Consider the following 18,704-nt stretch of genomic DNA (forward strand, 5'->3'; position numbering starts at 1 on the left):
TTTTTAAATTCTTATACTCCAGTATTAACTAATCCTCTTCGTTTCATTTTCCCCCATTTCTTTTTCTTATTAAAGTAATAATCAAAGTTTCCTTTAATAGCTGCATATAATACAAAAGGGTGTAACACAAAGGGTTCTAAAGCACTTATTAAAACTAATTTATATCCTGTTCCTTTCTTTTTATATTGATGAAATGTTAGTTCTTCAGAATAAATGGCTATAATAGAAAACAGTACTGAAAACAGGTAAGCCATAAATGTAAAGCATAATGCATACTCCCATCTTACTTCTTGTAATACAACTAAAACAGTAAAGTAAATAATCCCTATTATTTCAATAATTGGAGCCAATCGCTCAAAGAGTAACCAATATGGGTAGCTTAATAATCCAAAAGATCCGTATTTTGGATTGAATCCAATTTTACGATGTTTTTTTAAAGTCTCTATAGTACCTCTTGCCCATCTGTTACGTTGAGATACAAGTACTTTATAGCTATCTGGCGCCTCAGTCCAACACAACGGATCTGGAATATAAGACACTCTATATTTTAGATTCTGTTCTTCCATATACCGTCTCATCCGTACCGTAATTTCCATATCTTCTCCAACAGTATTAGTATCGTATCCACCAACCGCAATGGCAATTTCTTTATCAAAAATCCCGAAAGCACCAGAAATTACCAATAAACCATTTAATCTGCTCCACGCCATTCTTCCTAATAAAAATGCTCTTAAATATTCTAAAATTTGAGATTGAACAAGAAAGCTTTTTGGCAAATTAACATCTATTAGTTTCCCATTTTTTATCACACAAGAATTCGCAATACGGATAACACCTCCTGCAGCAATTACTCTCACATCTGTAGCTTCAAGAAATGGTTTAATCATTTTTTGAAGTGCGTCTTCCAGCAATAAGCAATCTACATCTATACAAGCAACATATTTACTTTTGCTAATATTAAGCCCTACATTTAAAGCATCTGCCTTACCTCCATTTTCTTTATCAATAACTGTGAGTTTTTCAAAAGCTGGATTTTTAGATTTAAACACTCCTTCGCGTAGAGGTTGTGTTTTAATTTTTTCATTAACAATATAATCTACCTTCTCTAAATCGTAAGCTTTAATTAATTTTTCTAAACTATCATCATCACTACCATCATTTACAATAATTACTTTATAATTTACATAATGATTAGACAATAAAGACCTTACATTTTCGACAATATTTAAGCTCTCATTATATGCAGGAGCTATTATGGTTATTGAAGGTGATATGGTAGAAGATAAAATATCTTTATAATTAACAAAACTATTTTTCTTAACATATTCTATAGTTTCTCTTGCAGAAATTACCGATAATATGATATACGATGCAATTGAAGCAAATGCAAATGCAAAAAACAAATAATGTAAGATTTGTAATATAATATTAACTGTACTCGTATCCATAATTATACTGCATTTACAAGTTTTAACATTGCTGGTGTTTTTTTATGAGTAGGGAGATCTTGTAGCCCCATATACTTATCTATATTAATAGATTTTAAAATTTTAAGCGCTAATAATTGTATCTCAAAATCTTTATGAAACAAGTGTTTTTCAACAAATGGCTCGTCTGAAGGCACTACCAATTTTTCTAAAAATTCGAAAAAACTTATTTGTTCTTCCAGGCTTAACCCATTAAAGTTAGCTTTTAACCTATCTTTTGCTTCTATACCATATAAATCGGTAAGGACTTCTATAGTACGTATTCTAATATTTTTATTTTCGTGTGGAAGCAAGTCCATTAATGCATCTTTTACTTCAAACTGATTATAAATTTGAGCGAGCTTTAATGCAAATAATACTACAGTATCATTGTTAGATTTTAACCAAGGTTTAATATCACATATTTGCTGATCTTCGAATTTATTTAGTACTTCTAATAGTTGTACTTGCTGCCATTCTGATAAAGGTGTCGTTAAATTATTTAAAAAAGAAAGCCCTTCAAACTTAAACATATTAACTAGGTACAATTGGGTTTCTTTACGTACTTCTACTCTAGGGTGTTTAATGAATTTTGAAATTTCGTGATGTGATTTTTCTATTTTAAAACGTGTTAATTCTGTTATTCCTTTTGCAATTACATACCAATTTTTATTTTTTAGTTTTAACATCGCATAATCCATTAACCCCGTTTTGCAGTAAAGTATTTTAATAGATTCTGACATCTCACCAGAGATTTCATTCATTAAATTATCTAGAATTGAAATGATTATTTTCCTTTTGGATGCTACTAAAACATCTTTCTTTAATTTTTCTATTATATTTTTTTGAGGCTCACTTATTAAGTTATCGTCCCCTTCTCCTGCATATAAATATTCAACTAATAGTGTTTCATAACTTATTTTTAGTTTTTCAGTTTCTATTTTCTTTTTTCTTAAAAAAGCGCGAACTATTTTTAGATAGATTGTTAGCACAATTATTATTGATATCATAACAAGGCTTACTACCCAGACTAACTTAATTAGAAAGGGAAATTCCTTGTAATACTCAATAAAATATTGATAATCCATCTTATTTTAACTTAAAAGTCTTTTAACCCTAATCACTAACTCATTTGGGCTAAAAGGTTTACCCATAAAATCATTTGCTCCTAAGCTAAATGCTTTTAATATCATCTCTTCCTGACCTGCAGAAGAAAAAACAATTATTGGAGTATCTTTTTCTAGCTTATTTCTTAAATGACTAATCACTTCTAATCCACTTACAAAAGGCATCATAACATCTGTTAAGATCAAATCAGGATTGTGAGTTTCAATCAGTTCAATGGCTTCTTTACCATCTACAGCTATTAATAATTCGTAGCCTTCTTTCTCGAGTCTAAATTTTAATAGCAACGAGAGTGTCGAATTATCTTCTGCTAATACAATCTTTTTTGGGTTCATCTAACGTCTCTTTAAGTTCATTTAGTAATTCAGCTTTAACCCTTATAAGTGTGGAAACACATAGTTTAGCTAGTGTTTCTACTTCTTCAAGGTGTTCTTCTTTTCTAAGGTGATTTTCCATCTTAAGTATAGATGGTTCTAAAGACGCAATCCCAAACATGGTTATGTTTGGCTTTATTTTATGTGTTATCTGGAATAGGGTGTTCCAGTTTTTATTTGGTAATTCTTTATTAAAAGTATCAACAAATTCATCAATAATTTCAACAAACAACTCTATAACCATTTTAAAAACAGCTATATCATCAAGTGTATCTTCTTTTAGACTTTGTAGGTCTATGTATTTATAATTTACTGTGCTCACTATGTTCAAATTTGGAGTATTTGTTTACACAAGCTTTTTAATTTTATTATTAAAAAGTAGGGCAATATATATAAAAATATCGACAAAATGCAAAAAAATAAGGTTAAAATGCATTTTTATATAAAAATAGATTAAAAGGTGATTATCAGGGAAGTGTAAAAAATATGAAATAAAAAAGATAAAGAATCATTCATTTTCAAAGGTTTAAATTTATTAAAACAATGTTAAACTATTAAAATAGTTATATAACTGTTTTAATAGTTTTTATATTTATCACCATTGCAAATTTAATTTTTAGTTAAAAATCAATTTTAAAATGTATAAAACAATCTATCTTTTATTTATCTTTTTTTTTATCAGTAAAAATGTATCTGGACAAAATTATAATGAGCTCGTTTCTCAAGCAATCGAACTTCATACAAATAAAAAATATGAGGCTTCAATAAAAATTTGGGATAATGCTTTTAGTATCCATAACGGATACTCCACGGATTATTACAATGCAGCTTGTACAAATTCATTAGCAGGCAATGCAGACAAAGCTATTAGCTATTTAAAAAAAGCTATTAAAACAGGTTGGACTGATATTAATTGGATGAAGCAGGATAATGATCTATCTCCACTGCATGATTTAAAAACATGGAAAACATTTATAGCACAAATTCCAAAAATTCAAGAAAATTATTTAAGTTCTTTAAACATCGCTATGAAAAAAGAGCTAGAAAATTTAAGGGTTAAAGATCAAACTCTAAGACGATTATTACCAGATTTAGAAAAGCATTTTGGGCGTGACTCATATAATTACAAATGGTTTAATTATGAGTTAATACCAGAAAACGACAGTTTAGTTTTAGTAAGAGTTATTGATGTTATTGAAAAAAATGGCTGGATGGGCATAAGTGAAGTTGGGGAGTTAGCAAACCAATCGTTATGGTTAGTTATTCAGCATGCGCCTTTAAAAATACAAGAAAAATATTTATCTCTTTTAGAAGAATCTGTCGAAAAAGGTGAATCTAAAGCAAGGTATATGGCTTTTTTAACAGATAGGATTTTAATGCGTAAAAATCAGAAACAAATATACGGAACACAAGCACGTTGGAATGCTGATAAAAAAAAGAATATTATCTATCCAATAAAAAATTATGAAACTGTTAACGATAGACGAAAAAAAGTAGGGCTTGAAACCATTGAGCAATACGCAAACAATAATAGTTATTTATATGAGCCTAAAAATTATAACTAATCTCTCCTATTAACAGAAAGATAAGTATCTCTGTTGTATGAAATACATTAAAGAAAAAGGTTATAACCCACTATTATCTATCATAAACTCACCTAACATATTATCTAGACCTAATTGAAATAGTGTACCTCTAACTAAATCTTGCATGTTATTTAGTTCAATATAACTCATCGAGAAACTAATTTGCGGTATTGGAGTTTCTAACAATAATGATTTACAAGATTCATTATTTTTACAATCTTTACATAGATGTGGCCTGTTAAGTGACTCATTAATATTTTCGGAAAACTGAATTAGCTCTACTGGAGAGAGAAATAAACCTGTATTTCTGAAAACCATTTGAACTCTCTTAAAATCTTTGGCAAACCCCCTTTTCCATTGAAATGCTATACCAAACTCATTGTAATAAATAGTATTTATGTCATCCATTATCCTAATAATTATTAATAGCAATCCATTCTAATTTGTTCTCTATTTTGAAACTCACTTATAGGTAAGTTTAACTGTGTTTTAGTTATCCTTTCTAAAACTTTGATAACTTGATTTTGCATCGCTACAGACCCACAAATAAGAACAACTCCTTTATTCTTTAATACGTTGGCCATAAATTCAGCTTCTTCAAAAATTAAATCTTGCACATACACTCTTTCTTCTTTTTCTTGTGAATAAGCTATATTTAAGGTAGATAGTCGCCTTGTTTTTTTAGCAGTTTCAATAATATCATTATATAATTCTAATGATGTTTTATTACGCCCTCCCCAAAACAAATGTGTTTTAACTTTTTTATTATTTTCATTTAACATTCCTAAAAAAGGAGCTATCCCTGTACCATTAGCAATCATAACAACAGTTTTTGCATTAGTTGGAAAGTTAAACTCTTTGTTTTGCTCTATTGAAGCTTTAATAACATCATTATTTTCAAGTTTATTAAAATATGTAGAGCAGATACCAAATTGGTGTTTTTTAATGCTTAAGAGAATGTCTCCATCAACTTTACCAATAGAATACAAACGCTTTACATTATCTTGTTCTGGATAAAATGCAAATAAATCTCCTGATCGAAATTTTGTTTTATTTAATGATTTTAAACGTAATAAAAATGTATCATCTTCATTAATTACAGTTTTACTAATAACTTTAAACGGTTTATCATTTTTATTTTTTTTAACTTCTGGCTGTTTTATCAGAATTGGTAACCCTGTTTTTTCGTTCCACAATTTGATCCAGTTTTTAAAAGATTCAAAAGATTGGTTGTTTATTTTGTGTAATTCTAAAACAGATTTGAAATTTGAATGTGAGTTTAAAAAATCATCAATTTCAATAGCATACTTACAAAAATCTGGATATGCTAAAGAACCAAATCCCAAAACAGAAAAATGAAGTTTATTATTAGGTTTTATTTTATTAAAAACCTGTTTGAATTTTTTTGCATTTATAGGGGCATCTCCTTCTCCATAAGTAGCAGTAAAAATAATTAAATGCTGTGCTTTTTTGTAGAAGTCATATTTATTTAACTCAGAAATAAAAACTGTTTTATTTAAATCTAAAAGCGCATTGTATAACATATTTGCAAAACCAAAAGTGCTACCAGTTTCAGACCCAACTAAAATAATATACTCGCATTCATCCTTCTTATATTTATTCTTTAAATTCTTGCTTTTTTTACGTCTTCTTATCGTCATTAAGAATCCTGAATACATAAAAAACAAAATAGAGATAGATGCTAATAGTAAAATGATTGACCATAGTATACTTCCTTGCCCTGTATGCATTATTAAGCTCCAATTGGATGCAAGAGTTACAAAAGGATATTCTATTTCACTTAGTATTTTTCCAGTATATTGATTAACTATAATTTCCTTATCTAAAAGTTTAATATAGAAATAATCTTCTGCATCATCAGAAAAAGGAAACTCTACACCTCTAACATCCTTTAATTGTATAGAATTAAATACATCAAACTCCTTAACCTCTTTTTTAGGCGTATCAGTTATTGTATTATAATTTATATCATGATTTATTTTATTTGAAGGAAGTAAAGAAAATTTTTCCAACGATAAATAGACTCCCGTTAATGCTATAATTAATATTGGAATTAATAAAAATCGACCAAAAATGATATGGTAATACTGCTCAAAATATTCTTTATTAATTTTTGAAAAGAAGCGTTTTAGATTACCTTGTCTCTTGATAATTAAGAGTACTCCAGTAATAGCTATTAAAAACAATAAAAAAGAAACTAATCCAACAAAAAAACGACCTATTCTTTTTAAAAATAGGGATCTATGCAAATTAGTTGCAAATTTAAAAATAGGTTTTTTTTCTATTATGTCACCTATTTTCTCACCAGTTATTGGATTAATATAAAAAAATTCATTTTCTCCTTCAGTAGTTATAACCGAAGCACTAACAAAATCATTATTATCTATTTCAACAGTTAAAATTTCATCGTAGGTTTCTTCTAATATTGATATAGTTTGTGATAAACGTATCTCTTTTGCAGCTTCAATATTATAAGGTTGCAGCTGATTGGAGATAGGTTCAAAAGCTAAAATAATCCCAGTTACAGAAGCTAATATTAAAAATAAAGCAGAAGAAATAGCTAAAGTAAGATGGCTATATCTCCAAATTGAAATAGTCATTTAACTCATATTACTGGGGTAACATACGGACATATCTTATAAACCCTGTTCCTTCAAATTTACTTTTAATCGTTTCTGATGTTAATTCAAATTCTACATCAGAAGTATTATATCCTTTATCTTCTATAGCAGTTTCAAAGCGAATTTTATAGCCTGTATCAATTTTATCATCATCTAGTTCAATAATACTAATCCTCCTTTGTCCACCACTAATAGTAGCTCCAGTAATAGCATCTATGTCTGTACGTCTTTTTCCATAAAATTTCCACCACTCTTTAATATCGTGATACCATTCTTTATCATCTCCTTGCACATAAAGTGTTTTTTCGTATTCTCCTTCTGGGTTCATTAATGAAATAGTAATGTAAGCGCCTTCCCCTGTATAATTAATCATTTGAATCAAGCATTTATATTTGCTACTTGGCGCATTGCTTTTAAACCCAAACAATGCAAAAACAACGATTATTAATACTGGAATTATTTTAAAAATCTGTGCTCTTTTCATCTTTCTATTTTAAAAAACTGATATCTATATTATTTTTTTGTAGTAACTCGTTTTCACTTGCTAAATCAAAAACAGATTCTTCAAAACTTGTTTTTATGTTTTTGTCTGCTCCTATAGCTATTAGATATTTAATAATTTTATCGTCTTTAGCAGTCATTACGGCTTTATGTAGGATAGTAACACCTTCGTCATTTATTGTATTTACATCAATCTTAAATGCCTGCAAATATTTTAATAAATCTAAATTGTTTTTATCTAAAGCAATATGTAACAGAGTACTTCCACTTTCTTGGGGGGTATTAAAATCAAAGTTTTTAGATTGTAATAGTTTTAATTTACTCTCAAAACTTTCTTTCCTTGCTGAGCTATAAGAATTAATTAGATAATACCCAATATTATTTCCTTTTGCATCATTCCCCTCTATACTTGCCTCTTTATTAATAATAAATTCTACTATTTCAGGAGTGTTATATCGTATAGCTAGAGCTAGTGATGAAACACCTTTATTATTCGTATTATTAATATCTTTTAAATAGGTTGATAAAAATGAAACTATTTCAAGGTTATTTCTTCTAACTGCATTCATAAAAGCAGTATTTCCTTCATTATTAGCTTGATTTACATCTACACCTTTATTAATAAAATAATTAAATACCTCTTTATCATTACTTCTAAATGCTAAAGTATGTAACGGTGATTCTCCTTTATCTGTAATTGTATTTGGTTTAATACCTAATGATTCTAAGTACTTAAAAAACTCTAAAGAATTCGCTTTTCTACGTAACCCCTGGCTAGCAAAAAACATTGCGTTACCACCTTCTTTATTAGGTTTCTTATAGGAAACTCCTTTTTTAATAAGTGTATTTAACATTTTGGTATTACCAGATCTGGCAACATAGTTAAAAATTCCATTTCCATTAGTATCTGTAGTATTAATATCTATTCCTTTAGATATAAAGTATTCAATTTCTTTAAAATCTTTAACATAAGGTGCTACTAATAATAAAGCATTTGCTCCATAAAGAGTTTTCTCTTCTTTAATATCTACTCCATTAGATATAAGTAGGTCATATAATTTTGGATTGGTTTGCCCATTTAAAGCGGCATAGTTTAGTACAGTATTGGCATTACTGTCTTTAATATCCAGTTTAGCCCCATTTTTAATTAAAAACTCCATTAACTCTACATTATTTCTACTAGCTGCCCAAAAAATATAAGTTCTAGCATCATGAGTTAACATATTAACATCTACTTTCTCTTTTTTAAATATATGTTTAATCGTTTCATTATCTACACCATCTAAAATTGCATATGATAGCCCATTAAAGGTAGATTGGTTAAACTCTAAAATATTATTGCCTTTAGCAATTTCTTTATCTATAAGATCTATACTTGGATTGGCTTTCCAAAATGCTCTATCTAAAAACACATTTGTATTTTGAGCACTTCCATTAAATACAATTACAAATAATAATAAAGTTATATATTTCATTTTGAAAATTTATTTTTAATTAATCTAAATAAGGTTGCAAATATATGATAGAATGATTCTAAATAAAATTTATTTTGTTACTTTTTAGTTAATTTAACGTTTAGATAATCTAATCGAATAAGCTTTACATTTCTTTATTAATTTTCTTTTATATTATTTTATTTTCTATCCATTATTTAAAGTCTTTTTTAAGTTTATATTTAAATAGTTATAAAATAAAAAAGCATCCCTATTTTCTGTTAAGAAAAAAGGGATGCTTCTCGTTGATAAGATTCGCACAATCACGATTCTCACTATTTACTAGATGTTATTTCGAAAACAACACAATATCTCTATGTTAGAGAGTTATATATTATTAAGTTTAAACAGTTTTTAAATCATCTTTTATGTGAAGGGTATTTTTAATTTTTATATTTCTTAGAAATTTATTTTTACTCATTAATATAAGGTTCTGATTTCAAAGAATCTCTCAATTCAAAAAATAGAGAGATTCTTTTTTATTGGAAAATGAACTTGAAGATCATTTTGCCAAAAGATTAATGCTCTAAAGGAATTCCTTCAAATTGACATGTGAAAGGAATAAAACCTGGACATTGAGAAACACAAACCAATCCAGTACAACAACCACTATTATTACTACTAGGTGTACATGCACCTGAAAAGCCTATACACCCTCCTGGATTTCCTCCATTAATTAATTTTTGATCATTCTTGTTTAGGATTTTTCCTAAGTTTTTTAAATTTTTCATAATACATAATTTTAATAATCTAATAAAGCCTTGAGCGTTTTAATAATACTCAAGGCTAGGTTTTTTTACTCTAAAAAGGACATTGACATGTACCTAAAATACATACATTCCCAAATTTACATGGAGCTGCATTACCACAATCTTCGCCTGAAGGCTCACAAGTAGGACATAATATTGCCCCTCCTAATACTTCTTTTTGTTCAGCTCTATTTAAAGCTTTTCCTAGTTTTAATAAATCTTTCATAATAAAAAAGTTTTAATAATTAATAAAACCGTGAACATTTAAAGGCACTCACAGTATATGCCTATTCTTCGCGAAAGAATATTGTTAACTATCTAATTTGAATTATTTTCATATTAAATAGTAGGAATTTTATTTTGCTCGTTGAATTCTTGATGATTATTGTTTATATCATCTTTAACCTCAACTTATCTGTATATTTTTTATAAAGAATTAGTTTTATATAAAAAGAATCTTGAAGAATCAAACCTTCTCATTAAGAAGAAGGTTTGATTAATCTATAAATTACCCGCAAGGTGGCTCAAAATAAATGCCTTCAACACATCGATTTGATCCTCCTATATTTGCACAAACAAATCCAAAAGACAAGTTACTAGGTCCATGTGAATGAAAACAATCACAATTGTTATTACATTCATCATTTGTATTTCCTGTCCCTCCAATAAAAAGACCTCCTTTAATTTCTTTTTGTTCGTTTTTAGATAAAGAATGAGCGCCTTTTAAATTTTGTAAATTTCTCATAATTATATTTTTAATACATTATTTAAGGCTGTGAACATTTAATGGCATTCACAGTGTATGCCAATTCCTCGCGAGAGAATATTATTTACCAAAACATTTTATATGTTTTGATTATTTTCTAATAAGAGATATGTAATTTAAAAGACAAAACAAAAGTAGGGAGCCTGCTAGTGTTTATAGGTTAGGATTTGAAAATGAATACTAAAAGCGTCTAAGTGGTTTGTATAAAAATTTTCAAATCTTTGTATTTTCTAATACCTATAAACTGATGGTTAAATTACAGTAATAGAAATAATTAATTTCTATCTAAAACTACTTATAAAATTTGAATTTTTATTACGGAAAAACCACAAGATAATTGCAACAAAACCTTACTTTTCAATATTTTACTATAAGTTCAATCAAAAATTTTAACCAATATTTATATGTTAAATATTTCTAGTTTAGAAAATTAAATTCGTTTGAGTCTACTATTATTAAATTGAAAAAATCTAAATACAAGAAAAAGGTGTACAATTAGAGTTTAAAATGCAAGCAGAAATGACTCTAAAACAAAAAGCATCTCGATTTTCTGTTAAGAAAAAAAGAAAGTTTTTCATTCCATTATTTTAAAATATAATTCTAAAAAATTTATTCACATCTTAGAGAATCAATAGCTTTTGCGCTAATAACTCTTAGTATTTGTGATAGAACCGTAAGTGAAAAAATCATAAACGTTACCAAGGTTACCAACGCAAAGTACCACCATTTAATTTCAATAGCATAAGCAAAATTCTGCACCCAATTATACGATAAATAATAACTTATTGGAATACTCAATAAAATTGCAAGTGAAATGGTACGAATGAAGTCTGAAGAAAGTAGTTTTATTAAACTTATATTACTAGATCCTAAAACTTTTCTAATGCCTATTTCTTTAGTTCGTCGCTCTGAAACAAAAGAAGCTAATCCCATAAGGCCTAGACAAGAAATAATAATAGCAATAGCACAAAACAATTTTGATAAATCAGCAACTTGTTTTTCTCCTTTATAAATAGCACTATACGTTTTATCGACAAAATCATATTTAAAAGGTAAACCTTGGCTAAATTTCTTATAAATGTCTTCAATTTGATTGATCGTAGTGACTAAATTTCCTGGTCTTATCTTAACGAAAGTTTCAGAGAGTTTATCCTTTGAAATAATCATTAATGTAGGTTCAATCTTTTCATATAGACTTAATGCATGAAAATCCTTAACTACACCAATTACTTGTCGATCTCTACCCCATAACTTTATAATAGTACCAACTGGATTGTCTAATTGCATCTTTTTAACTGCTGTTTGGTTTAAAATCACTTTATCAGTATAATCACTTAATCTTTCTGCATCAAAAGAACGTCCAGAGTGCATATCTATACCCATAGTTTCAATAAAATTGGCTCCTGTTTCTATTTTTATAAAACTTAGTTTTTCTTCTGGTAATTGTTTTGGCCAATGAACCCCTCCTGTTCTTCCAAAATTACCTGTAAGGTTATTGTCGGCAGCAGCAGCATTTTTAACTCCAGATATCTTATTAATTTCATTTAAGAGTAATTCTTGATCTGATTCTTCTATACCATCATTTGAAAAATAAAATACATTATCACGATCATATCCTAAATTTTTGGTATGAATATAATCTATTTGCCTATTTATAATTAAAACTCCAGCAATTAGAATAATACTAGCAGAAAACTGAAAAATTACTAAAGACCGTCTCACCCATAAATCGCTAAAACTTCCTGATAAACGTCCACTTAAAGAAGCTAATGTTTTTAGTTTAGATAAATATATAGCTGGATAACTCCCAGAAATAATTGTGCTCAATAGTGTAATCCCTATTAATCCCAGAATCAATTCAATGTCCCAAATTAAGGATAATGAACTTCCGGTAACTTCATTAAAAAGAGGAAGAGTAAAATATACAAGTACTAATGAGCAGGTACTCGCAATTAAGGAAATTAGAAAAGCTTCTGTATAATATTGTCTTAGAAGCGACCATCTTGAAGCGCCCAGTGTTTTCTTTACACCCAACTCTTTTAGTCTTGTACTTGCTTTAGCAGTCGATAAATTCATAAAATTTATACAAGCAATCAATAATAGCACAAATCCTATAAGTGCAAAAAGTCTTATGTATATTATCCGACCTTCTTTTGGTATTCCATCTACATAATTTCCATATAAATAGCGATCTACTAGTTTTTGAGTGAATAATTTTGTCTTTACTTTCGAATCAAACTGTTCTACTAGATTATAAATAGACGTATTAAATCCATTTAAATCAGTTGATTCATTTAAGGCAATATAAGTACTAGGGTTATTATTATTCCAATTAAAAAAATCTTCACTTTTCGCCAATTGAAACTCTCGCAAGTTCACTAAAACATTAAAATTTAAACTAGAAGCAGATGGTACATCTTTAAAAACACCTCCAATTAAATAATCTTTTTCTAAAATCTCATTTTGCAGCTTAACTACTTTACCTATTACATTCTTTTTTCCAAATAAACGCAACGCTACAGATTCTGAAATTAACACATTACTAGAGCTTTGGTTTAAAGAATTTTCATTACCATAGATTATATTAAAAGAAAATACCTTCAAAAAATCTTCATCTACAAACTGCTCATTGATTTCAAAATAGTTGTTATCATTAATTAAATAACTAGTCTCTTCAAAGTATTCCGTAGGTATAACACTAGTAGCATATTCTACATTAGGGAAACGCTCTTTTAAAGTAGGTGCTAATAATGCTGGTGTCCATTCAAAAGTTAAAATCCCTGCCGCTGTTTCTGCATTTTGTAATACTTGATAAATAGTCTCTTTTTTTGCATGAAATTTATCAAAACTCAACTCCTTATGAACCCATAAGTATATAAACATTGCCGAGCATATACCACACACAAGGCCTATAAGATTTATAAAAAATGTTCCTTTATAACGCTTAAAAGAACGAAGTGAAATAAGTACATCGTGTCTAAACATTTTATTTTCAAAAATTAAATTAGGTAAAATTTTCTTTAGAGCGAATGGTCTTATATAATTTAAAACCTGATACCAATAATTCAACTTGACTTTCCTTTTTGACATATTTTCACTCATAGATTTGTAATTTTCTAAAAGATCACCTAATACTTCTTCCTCTAAATCTTCTTTTAAAAAAAATCTAAGTAGTTTCTGAGCTATTTTTGGTGGCTTATTTTTCAAAATATATTAGAAATTAATTACCAAATGCAGGAAATTGTTTCCAAAGCGAAAGTTTAAATTCTCTAGCTTTTTCTAATACTAGCTTCCCAGATGCTGTGATAGAATACACACGCTTCCTTCTACCTCCACGTTCGTTTGATGCTCCTGTCATTTCAGATATTAAAAACCCCTTTTTGGTAAGTCTACTTAAAGTTGAATGTACAGACCCTATCGACACTCTTCTGTTAGTTTGCGACTCAAACTCTTCAGCAATTTTAAAAGCATATGCATCATTCATTAAAATACCTACGAGCAATAATATGGTCTCTTCAAAATCACCAAGTTGTGTTTCTTTCATTTCTTTCTATTAAGTAGAACAAATATATTAAATTTATTTGTTCTACAAAATAAAAACTAATAAATCATTTATTGAACATGTATAGCATATCTATAAGTAGATTTATTTTGCTGAAATAATTATTATAGATCAAATAGCCTTAAAACAAAAAAGCATCCCTATTTTCTGTTAAGAAAAAAGGAAAGCTTCTCATTGGTAAGATTCGTATAAATACGACTCTCACTACTTTCTCGAATGTTACTTCGAGAACAACACAACATCTTTATATCAAAAAAGCCTCTAAAAAGAGGCTTAGTTTGCGGTCTGGACGGGACTCGAACCCGCGACCCCCTGCGTGACAGGCAGGTATTCTAACCAACTGAACTACCAAACCGTTGCATTATTGCGGTTGCAAATATACATTGCATTTTTTATAACACAAATCTTTTTTCGTGTTTTTTAATCTAAAAAAAAATTAAATAAATTTTTGACGCTCTACCATATAGGTAGTCAGTATTTTATTAAAATTTTCGTTAACATTTGCTTCCACGTATTTTATCTGATACTGTCCGCATTTTAAGCGAATATTATTAAAATAAGCATCTACCGCCGTTTTGTAATTGGCTTTAATATTTTCTGCATACAAATCGATATGTTCACCTGTCTCTACATCTACAAAACGCTTAGGTTTATTATCAAAATCGAAACTTAATTCTTTTTCTTTATCAAACACATGAAATAAAATCACATCGTGTTTATTGTATTTCAAATGACGTAGGGCTTCAAAAAGTTTATTCTCATTAACACCAGTTTGAAACATGTCTGTAAATAAGAAAATCATCGAGCGGCGATGTATCTTTTCTGCAATTTGATGTAGATATTCGTAAGTTTCTGTCTGCTTATTCTGAGGTTTAGAAATTGCCATTTCACTCAGTTGATTCAATAGCATTCTGTGATGTCTCTCACTTCCTTTCTCTGGAGCATAATAATCGTAGGCATTACTATATACACTTAGACCAACAGCATCACGTTGTTTTTTTAAAATATGCATTAGTGATGCTGATGCCAATGCCGAAAACCCTATTTTGTTTAGTGAATCTATCGACAAACTATCTACTAAAGGGTAATGCATCGAGCTACTATTATCTATAATAATATGACAACGTAAATTGGTTTCTTCGTCATAGCGTTTGGTATATAATTTATCTGTTTTAGCAAATAATTTCCAATCGATATGTCTTGTGCTTTCTCCTTGATTGTAAATTTTATGTTCAGCAAATTCGGCAGAAAATCCATGAAAAGGACTCTTATGCATTCCTGCTATAAACCCTTCTACTACTTGTTTGGCAAGTAACTCAAGGTTTTTAAAACCTGAAGCTTTATGTAATTCGTTTTGTAAATCCATTACTGAACTGGGGTTATATTTTGTGCACGATACAAGCCATCTGCAGATTGGAGTAATTTATTTTTAAGTACTGGATTAAAGTCTGGGTTTTCAGCCAAAAATGTTTCCAATACGTCATACGCATACTTAGAAGAATAATTACCAATGGTATTGTTTAACCAGCCTTTTGGAAAAAAGATATCTCCTGTTAATTGTATTTCTTCTAATAATTCTAAGCTTGTTTTTAAATGCTGCTGAGCTGACACTTGTCGTAATGGGTGATGAATATTTCCTAAAGCAGCTAATACCCAAGATTCTTTTTCTCTATTATTGGCATCAGATAAGCTTTGCATAAATGTATTACGTTCACTTTCGTCTGATGATAATGAAGGTAATAAAAACTCAAATCGTAGCTTGCGATCTGGGTTAGAAATAGCGTCTTTAGCCTTTGTTAAAATAGTTTCACTGTCTTTATGTTCATAAATAGCTAAAGTACTAGCTATACTTGTATAATCATCTTCGTTAAGAATTAATTCGGGGATTGTTATCTTTTTAGTCCACAACTGATATAAAAAATCTTTACCAGAATCAGAATAAGCCAATCCTCGATAAAAATTAAACACAGTTTTTTTCATTCCAAAAGAAATATCTGTATACAAACGATTTTTTAATCGAGATTCTAAAGTCGATAAATTTGCAAAACGCTCTTCATTAGTTAAAAACTTCCAGAATATATTTTGTGCATACCCAGAGATCATACGTGCAATAAGCTCTTCGTTTTCAACAACAAACCCTTCTGCTAATACCTTAAAAGCATCATTAGGTTTAATAGTACCTTTAAGTGTATTCTCGTATAAATTAATATAGCTATAGCCACGTGCAACCTCATCAGAAACAGTGTGTATCGCTTCAATTTTATGATCATCTATCGGGAATACCCCGTATCCAAATCCATTATAATTATAAATAACTGTTTCAGGTTTAGGTAAGCCTTCAGCAGTTTTTAATATTATATTTTTACTATCTAATTGCACTGGAATCACTTTTATTTCATTTGGATATACTAATCCGATATCAAAAGATTGTGTCCATAAGTTAGTGCTTCCGTCTTCGGCAGATTGACTAATTTTAAAACGACTTATCTTGTCATCAACATATTCGATTTTGCTATCGATAATTGGACGCCCAGATTGATTTACCCAAACATCACTCCATCGTTTCATGTCAACTTCCGTTTTACTGTCTAAAATAGCTACTAACTCATTCCAATCTGCATTACTATTTGCAAATGCTTTAATATAATCTCGAATACCAGCTTTAAAATTAGTCTCACCCATGACCGCTTCTAACTGGCGCATCATTATTGGAGCTTTATTATAGATTATACGTCCGTAAAGTGTACCTGCATTTTTTAAGTTATCTAATTTCTGGCGTATCGGGTTTGCGCCTTTTGTTCTATCTTCACTATAAGCACTTGGGTAGTGCGTCGTCATAAACTGTAGTGAATGATTAATTTCAGGAAACGCTGGATTAGCAATCTTATCGGCCATAAAATTAGCGAAGACCTCTTTCATCCATACATCGTTAAACCATTTCATCGTTACTAAATCTCCAAACCACATATGTGCTGTTTCGTGAGCAATAAGTTTGCAACGTCCTAATTTTCTGCTATCGGTAGCACTTTTATCTAAAAACAGTGAAGATGAGCGGTATTGTATTGCACCTACATGCTCCATTCCTCCATATTGAAATCCTGGAATGCATGCAAAATCTAACTTTTTAAAAGGAAACTCTTGCTGCGTATAATCTTCTAAAAAATTAACAGCTTGATCATGTAATTTAAAAATCTCATCGGTACTTGTTGCTATCTTTTCTTCGTTAGTTTCACGGTGAATCAGTTTCATATCTAACGCACCTAAACGCTGTGTCGTTTCTTGAAACTCACCCGCTACAAACGAAAATAGATAGGTACTCATTTTATCAGTCTCTTCATATTGATAGGTCGCTATTCCATCAGTTTCTGTTTTACTTTCTAAAGGCGCACCGCAAAGTACTTCCCAACCAATAGGTGCAGAGATATTTAACTTATAAACACCTTTTAAATCTGGTTGATCAAAACACGGAAACACTGTACTTGCACGATCTGGCACAAAAAGAGTATATAAAAAGTCATCGTTTCTGTTTAAGGATAACTCTCCTGCAGTAAACACTATTTCGACTGTGTTATTTCCTATCTTTAAATGATCTTGTGGTATAATAACATGTTCTTTATCATGCATTACTTCTGTAGATACTCCATTTACAGTAACGCTATGTATGTTTTCTTTACTTTCATTAAAATCTAAAAATAACGGATGTTCTAAATCGTTAATATCTACATTTAAATTTAAAATTGAAGCTATTGGCGTTTGTTTTTCTTTAGGGATTTTAAAATTTAAATTATAAACAATATTTTCAACCTGCTGTTTTCTATAAGTTGCTAATTCCAAAGAAATACCTTTCTCTAAAACCAACTCTGTCTTTTTCTCTGTAGTATCACAAGAAATCAAACAAGAAATTAAAAGAACAAAACTTATTTTTTGTGTAAAACGTGTTAATTTAAGATGCATTAACTTGAAGTATTTTTATGAGTTTTCTAAAATAAAAAAGGTTTGGCATTACGCCAAACCTTTATCTCTATTTGTATAAACTTTAGTATTTATACAAGTAACCCGTCTATTGCTTCTGTATAAACATTTTTTGGTGCAACACCAACTTGACGTCCTACAACTTCACCATTTTGAAATACTAAAACAGTAGGAATGTTACGCACACCATATTTTGCTGCGAATTCTTGATTAGCATCAACATCTACCTTACCAACAACAGCTTTTCCTTCGTATTCTTCACTTATTTGTTCGATTACCGGTCCAACCATTCTGCAAGGCCCACACCATGCAGCCCAAAAATCAACCAATACTGGTTTATCACTTTTCAATACCGTTTCTTCAAACGTTGCATCTGTTATTTCTAATGCCATAATATCTAATTTAATTTTCTATTTAATACTTTAATCTGCAATATTAGTCAAAAAATAAGTCAAAGCTTACAATACC

The 18,704-nt window shown here is 29.2% G+C and carries 15 protein-coding genes, 1 tRNA gene and 1 pseudogene; 1 reads left to right on the forward strand and 16 read right to left on the reverse strand.

Features of this window, described 5'->3' with window-relative positions; all coding sequences use genetic code 11:
• Positions 1-11: 11 nt before the first annotated feature.
• The 4 genes and pseudogenes from D1817_00130 to D1817_00145 form a co-directional block, all read right to left on the reverse strand.
• Positions 12-1,448: a glycosyltransferase gene (locus D1817_00130; protein AXT18327.1), complete on the reverse strand. Its 1,437-nt coding sequence runs from the start codon at positions 1,446-1,448 to the stop codon at positions 12-14.
• 65 nt (positions 1,449-1,513) lie between these two features.
• Positions 1,514-2,554: pseudogene (locus D1817_00135) on the reverse strand (hypothetical protein).
• 6 nt (positions 2,555-2,560) lie between these two features.
• Complete coding sequence (locus D1817_00140; GenBank protein AXT18328.1) at positions 2,561-2,926, reverse strand: response regulator; 366 nt, start codon at positions 2,924-2,926, stop codon at positions 2,561-2,563.
• Complete coding sequence (locus D1817_00145) at positions 2,892-3,287, reverse strand: hypothetical protein (GenBank protein ID AXT18329.1); 396 nt, start codon at positions 3,285-3,287, stop codon at positions 2,892-2,894. The genes D1817_00140 and D1817_00145 overlap by 35 nt, the downstream gene beginning before the upstream one ends.
• Before the next feature lie 316 nt (positions 3,288-3,603).
• Here D1817_00145 and D1817_00150 point away from each other — a divergent pair, with 316 nt between their 5' ends.
• Positions 3,604-4,530, forward strand: coding sequence for a hypothetical protein (locus D1817_00150; protein AXT18330.1), 927 nt, complete (start codon positions 3,604-3,606; stop codon positions 4,528-4,530).
• Between the two features lie 60 nt (positions 4,531-4,590).
• Here the strand turns inward: D1817_00150 and D1817_00155 are convergent, their stop codons facing one another.
• From D1817_00155 to trxA, 12 genes are all read right to left on the reverse strand, one after another.
• Complete coding sequence (locus tag D1817_00155; GenBank protein AXT21189.1) at positions 4,591-4,962, reverse strand: hypothetical protein; 372 nt, start codon at positions 4,960-4,962, stop codon at positions 4,591-4,593.
• 11 nt (positions 4,963-4,973) lie between these two features.
• Positions 4,974-7,172: an FAD-binding oxidoreductase gene (locus D1817_00160; GenBank protein AXT18331.1), complete on the reverse strand. Its 2,199-nt coding sequence runs from the start codon at positions 7,170-7,172 to the stop codon at positions 4,974-4,976.
• Positions 7,173-7,182: 10 nt separating this feature from the next.
• Entirely contained in the window at positions 7,183-7,677 is a 495-nt protein-coding gene (locus tag D1817_00165; protein AXT18332.1) for a DUF2271 domain-containing protein, read from the reverse strand.
• Between the two features lie 4 nt (positions 7,678-7,681).
• Positions 7,682-9,169 carry an ankyrin repeat domain-containing protein gene (locus D1817_00170; GenBank protein AXT18333.1) on the reverse strand — a complete coding sequence of 496 codons (1,488 nt, stop codon included), beginning with the start codon at positions 9,167-9,169 and terminating at the stop codon, positions 7,682-7,684.
• 536 nt (positions 9,170-9,705) lie between these two features.
• Complete coding sequence (locus D1817_00175) at positions 9,706-9,918, reverse strand: hypothetical protein (GenBank protein AXT18334.1); 213 nt, start codon at positions 9,916-9,918, stop codon at positions 9,706-9,708.
• Between the two features lie 526 nt (positions 9,919-10,444).
• Positions 10,445-10,681 (reverse strand): hypothetical protein, encoded by a 237-nt coding sequence (locus tag D1817_00180; GenBank protein AXT18335.1) that lies wholly within the window; start codon positions 10,679-10,681, stop codon positions 10,445-10,447.
• Between the two features lie 630 nt (positions 10,682-11,311).
• Entirely contained in the window at positions 11,312-13,909 is a 2,598-nt protein-coding gene (locus D1817_00185) for an ABC transporter permease (GenBank protein ID AXT18336.1), read from the reverse strand.
• A gap of 13 nt (positions 13,910-13,922) precedes the next feature.
• Positions 13,923-14,246 carry a PadR family transcriptional regulator gene (locus D1817_00190; protein ID AXT18337.1) on the reverse strand — a complete coding sequence of 108 codons (324 nt, stop codon included), beginning with the start codon at positions 14,244-14,246 and terminating at the stop codon, positions 13,923-13,925.
• A 296-nt stretch (positions 14,247-14,542) separates the two neighbouring features.
• Positions 14,543-14,619, reverse strand: a tRNA-Asp gene (locus D1817_00195).
• An 81-nt stretch (positions 14,620-14,700) separates the two neighbouring features.
• Positions 14,701-15,630: a DUF58 domain-containing protein gene (locus D1817_00200; protein AXT18338.1), complete on the reverse strand. Its 930-nt coding sequence runs from the start codon at positions 15,628-15,630 to the stop codon at positions 14,701-14,703.
• Positions 15,630-18,218, reverse strand: a complete 2,589-nt coding sequence (locus D1817_00205; protein ID AXT18339.1) for a peptidase M1 — start codon at positions 18,216-18,218, stop codon at positions 15,630-15,632. Before D1817_00205 ends, D1817_00200 begins: the two co-directional genes overlap by 1 nt.
• An 89-nt stretch (positions 18,219-18,307) precedes the next feature.
• Positions 18,308-18,628: a thioredoxin gene (gene trxA / locus D1817_00210; protein AXT18340.1), complete on the reverse strand. Its 321-nt coding sequence runs from the start codon at positions 18,626-18,628 to the stop codon at positions 18,308-18,310.
• Positions 18,629-18,704: the final 76 nt, after the last annotated feature.

This window comes from Flavobacteriaceae bacterium, assembly GCA_003443635.1.
Taxonomy (GTDB): Bacteria; Bacteroidota; Bacteroidia; order Flavobacteriales; family Flavobacteriaceae; genus AU392.

Bases quoted from the DNA above. Each gene is read 5' to 3' on its own strand.
- D1817_00140 (AXT18328.1), bottom strand. From the start codon at position 2,926: ATGAACCCAAAAAAGATTGTATTAGCAGAAGATAATTCGACACTCTCG.
- trxA (AXT18340.1), bottom strand. From the start codon at position 18,628: ATGGCATTAGAAATAACAGATGCAACGTTTGAAGAAACGGTATTGAAA.
- D1817_00160 (AXT18331.1), bottom strand. From the start codon at position 7,172: ATGACTATTTCAATTTGGAGATATAGCCATCTTACTTTAGCTATTTCT.
- D1817_00170 (AXT18333.1), bottom strand. From the start codon at position 9,169: ATGAAATATATAACTTTATTATTATTTGTAATTGTATTTAATGGAAGT.
- D1817_00190 (AXT18337.1), bottom strand. From the start codon at position 14,246: ATGAAAGAAACACAACTTGGTGATTTTGAAGAGACCATATTATTGCTC.
- D1817_00200 (AXT18338.1), bottom strand. From the start codon at position 15,630: ATGGATTTACAAAACGAATTACATAAAGCTTCAGGTTTTAAAAACCTT.
- D1817_00180 (AXT18335.1), bottom strand. From the start codon at position 10,681: ATGAGAAATTTACAAAATTTAAAAGGCGCTCATTCTTTATCTAAAAAC.
- D1817_00175 (AXT18334.1), bottom strand. From the start codon at position 9,918: ATGAAAAATTTAAAAAACTTAGGAAAAATCCTAAACAAGAATGATCAA.
- D1817_00130 (AXT18327.1), bottom strand. From the start codon at position 1,448: ATGGATACGAGTACAGTTAATATTATATTACAAATCTTACATTATTTG.
- D1817_00150 (AXT18330.1), top strand. From the start codon at position 3,604: ATGTATAAAACAATCTATCTTTTATTTATCTTTTTTTTTATCAGTAAA.
- D1817_00205 (AXT18339.1), bottom strand. From the start codon at position 18,218: ATGCATCTTAAATTAACACGTTTTACACAAAAAATAAGTTTTGTTCTT.
- D1817_00165 (AXT18332.1), bottom strand. From the start codon at position 7,677: ATGAAAAGAGCACAGATTTTTAAAATAATTCCAGTATTAATAATCGTT.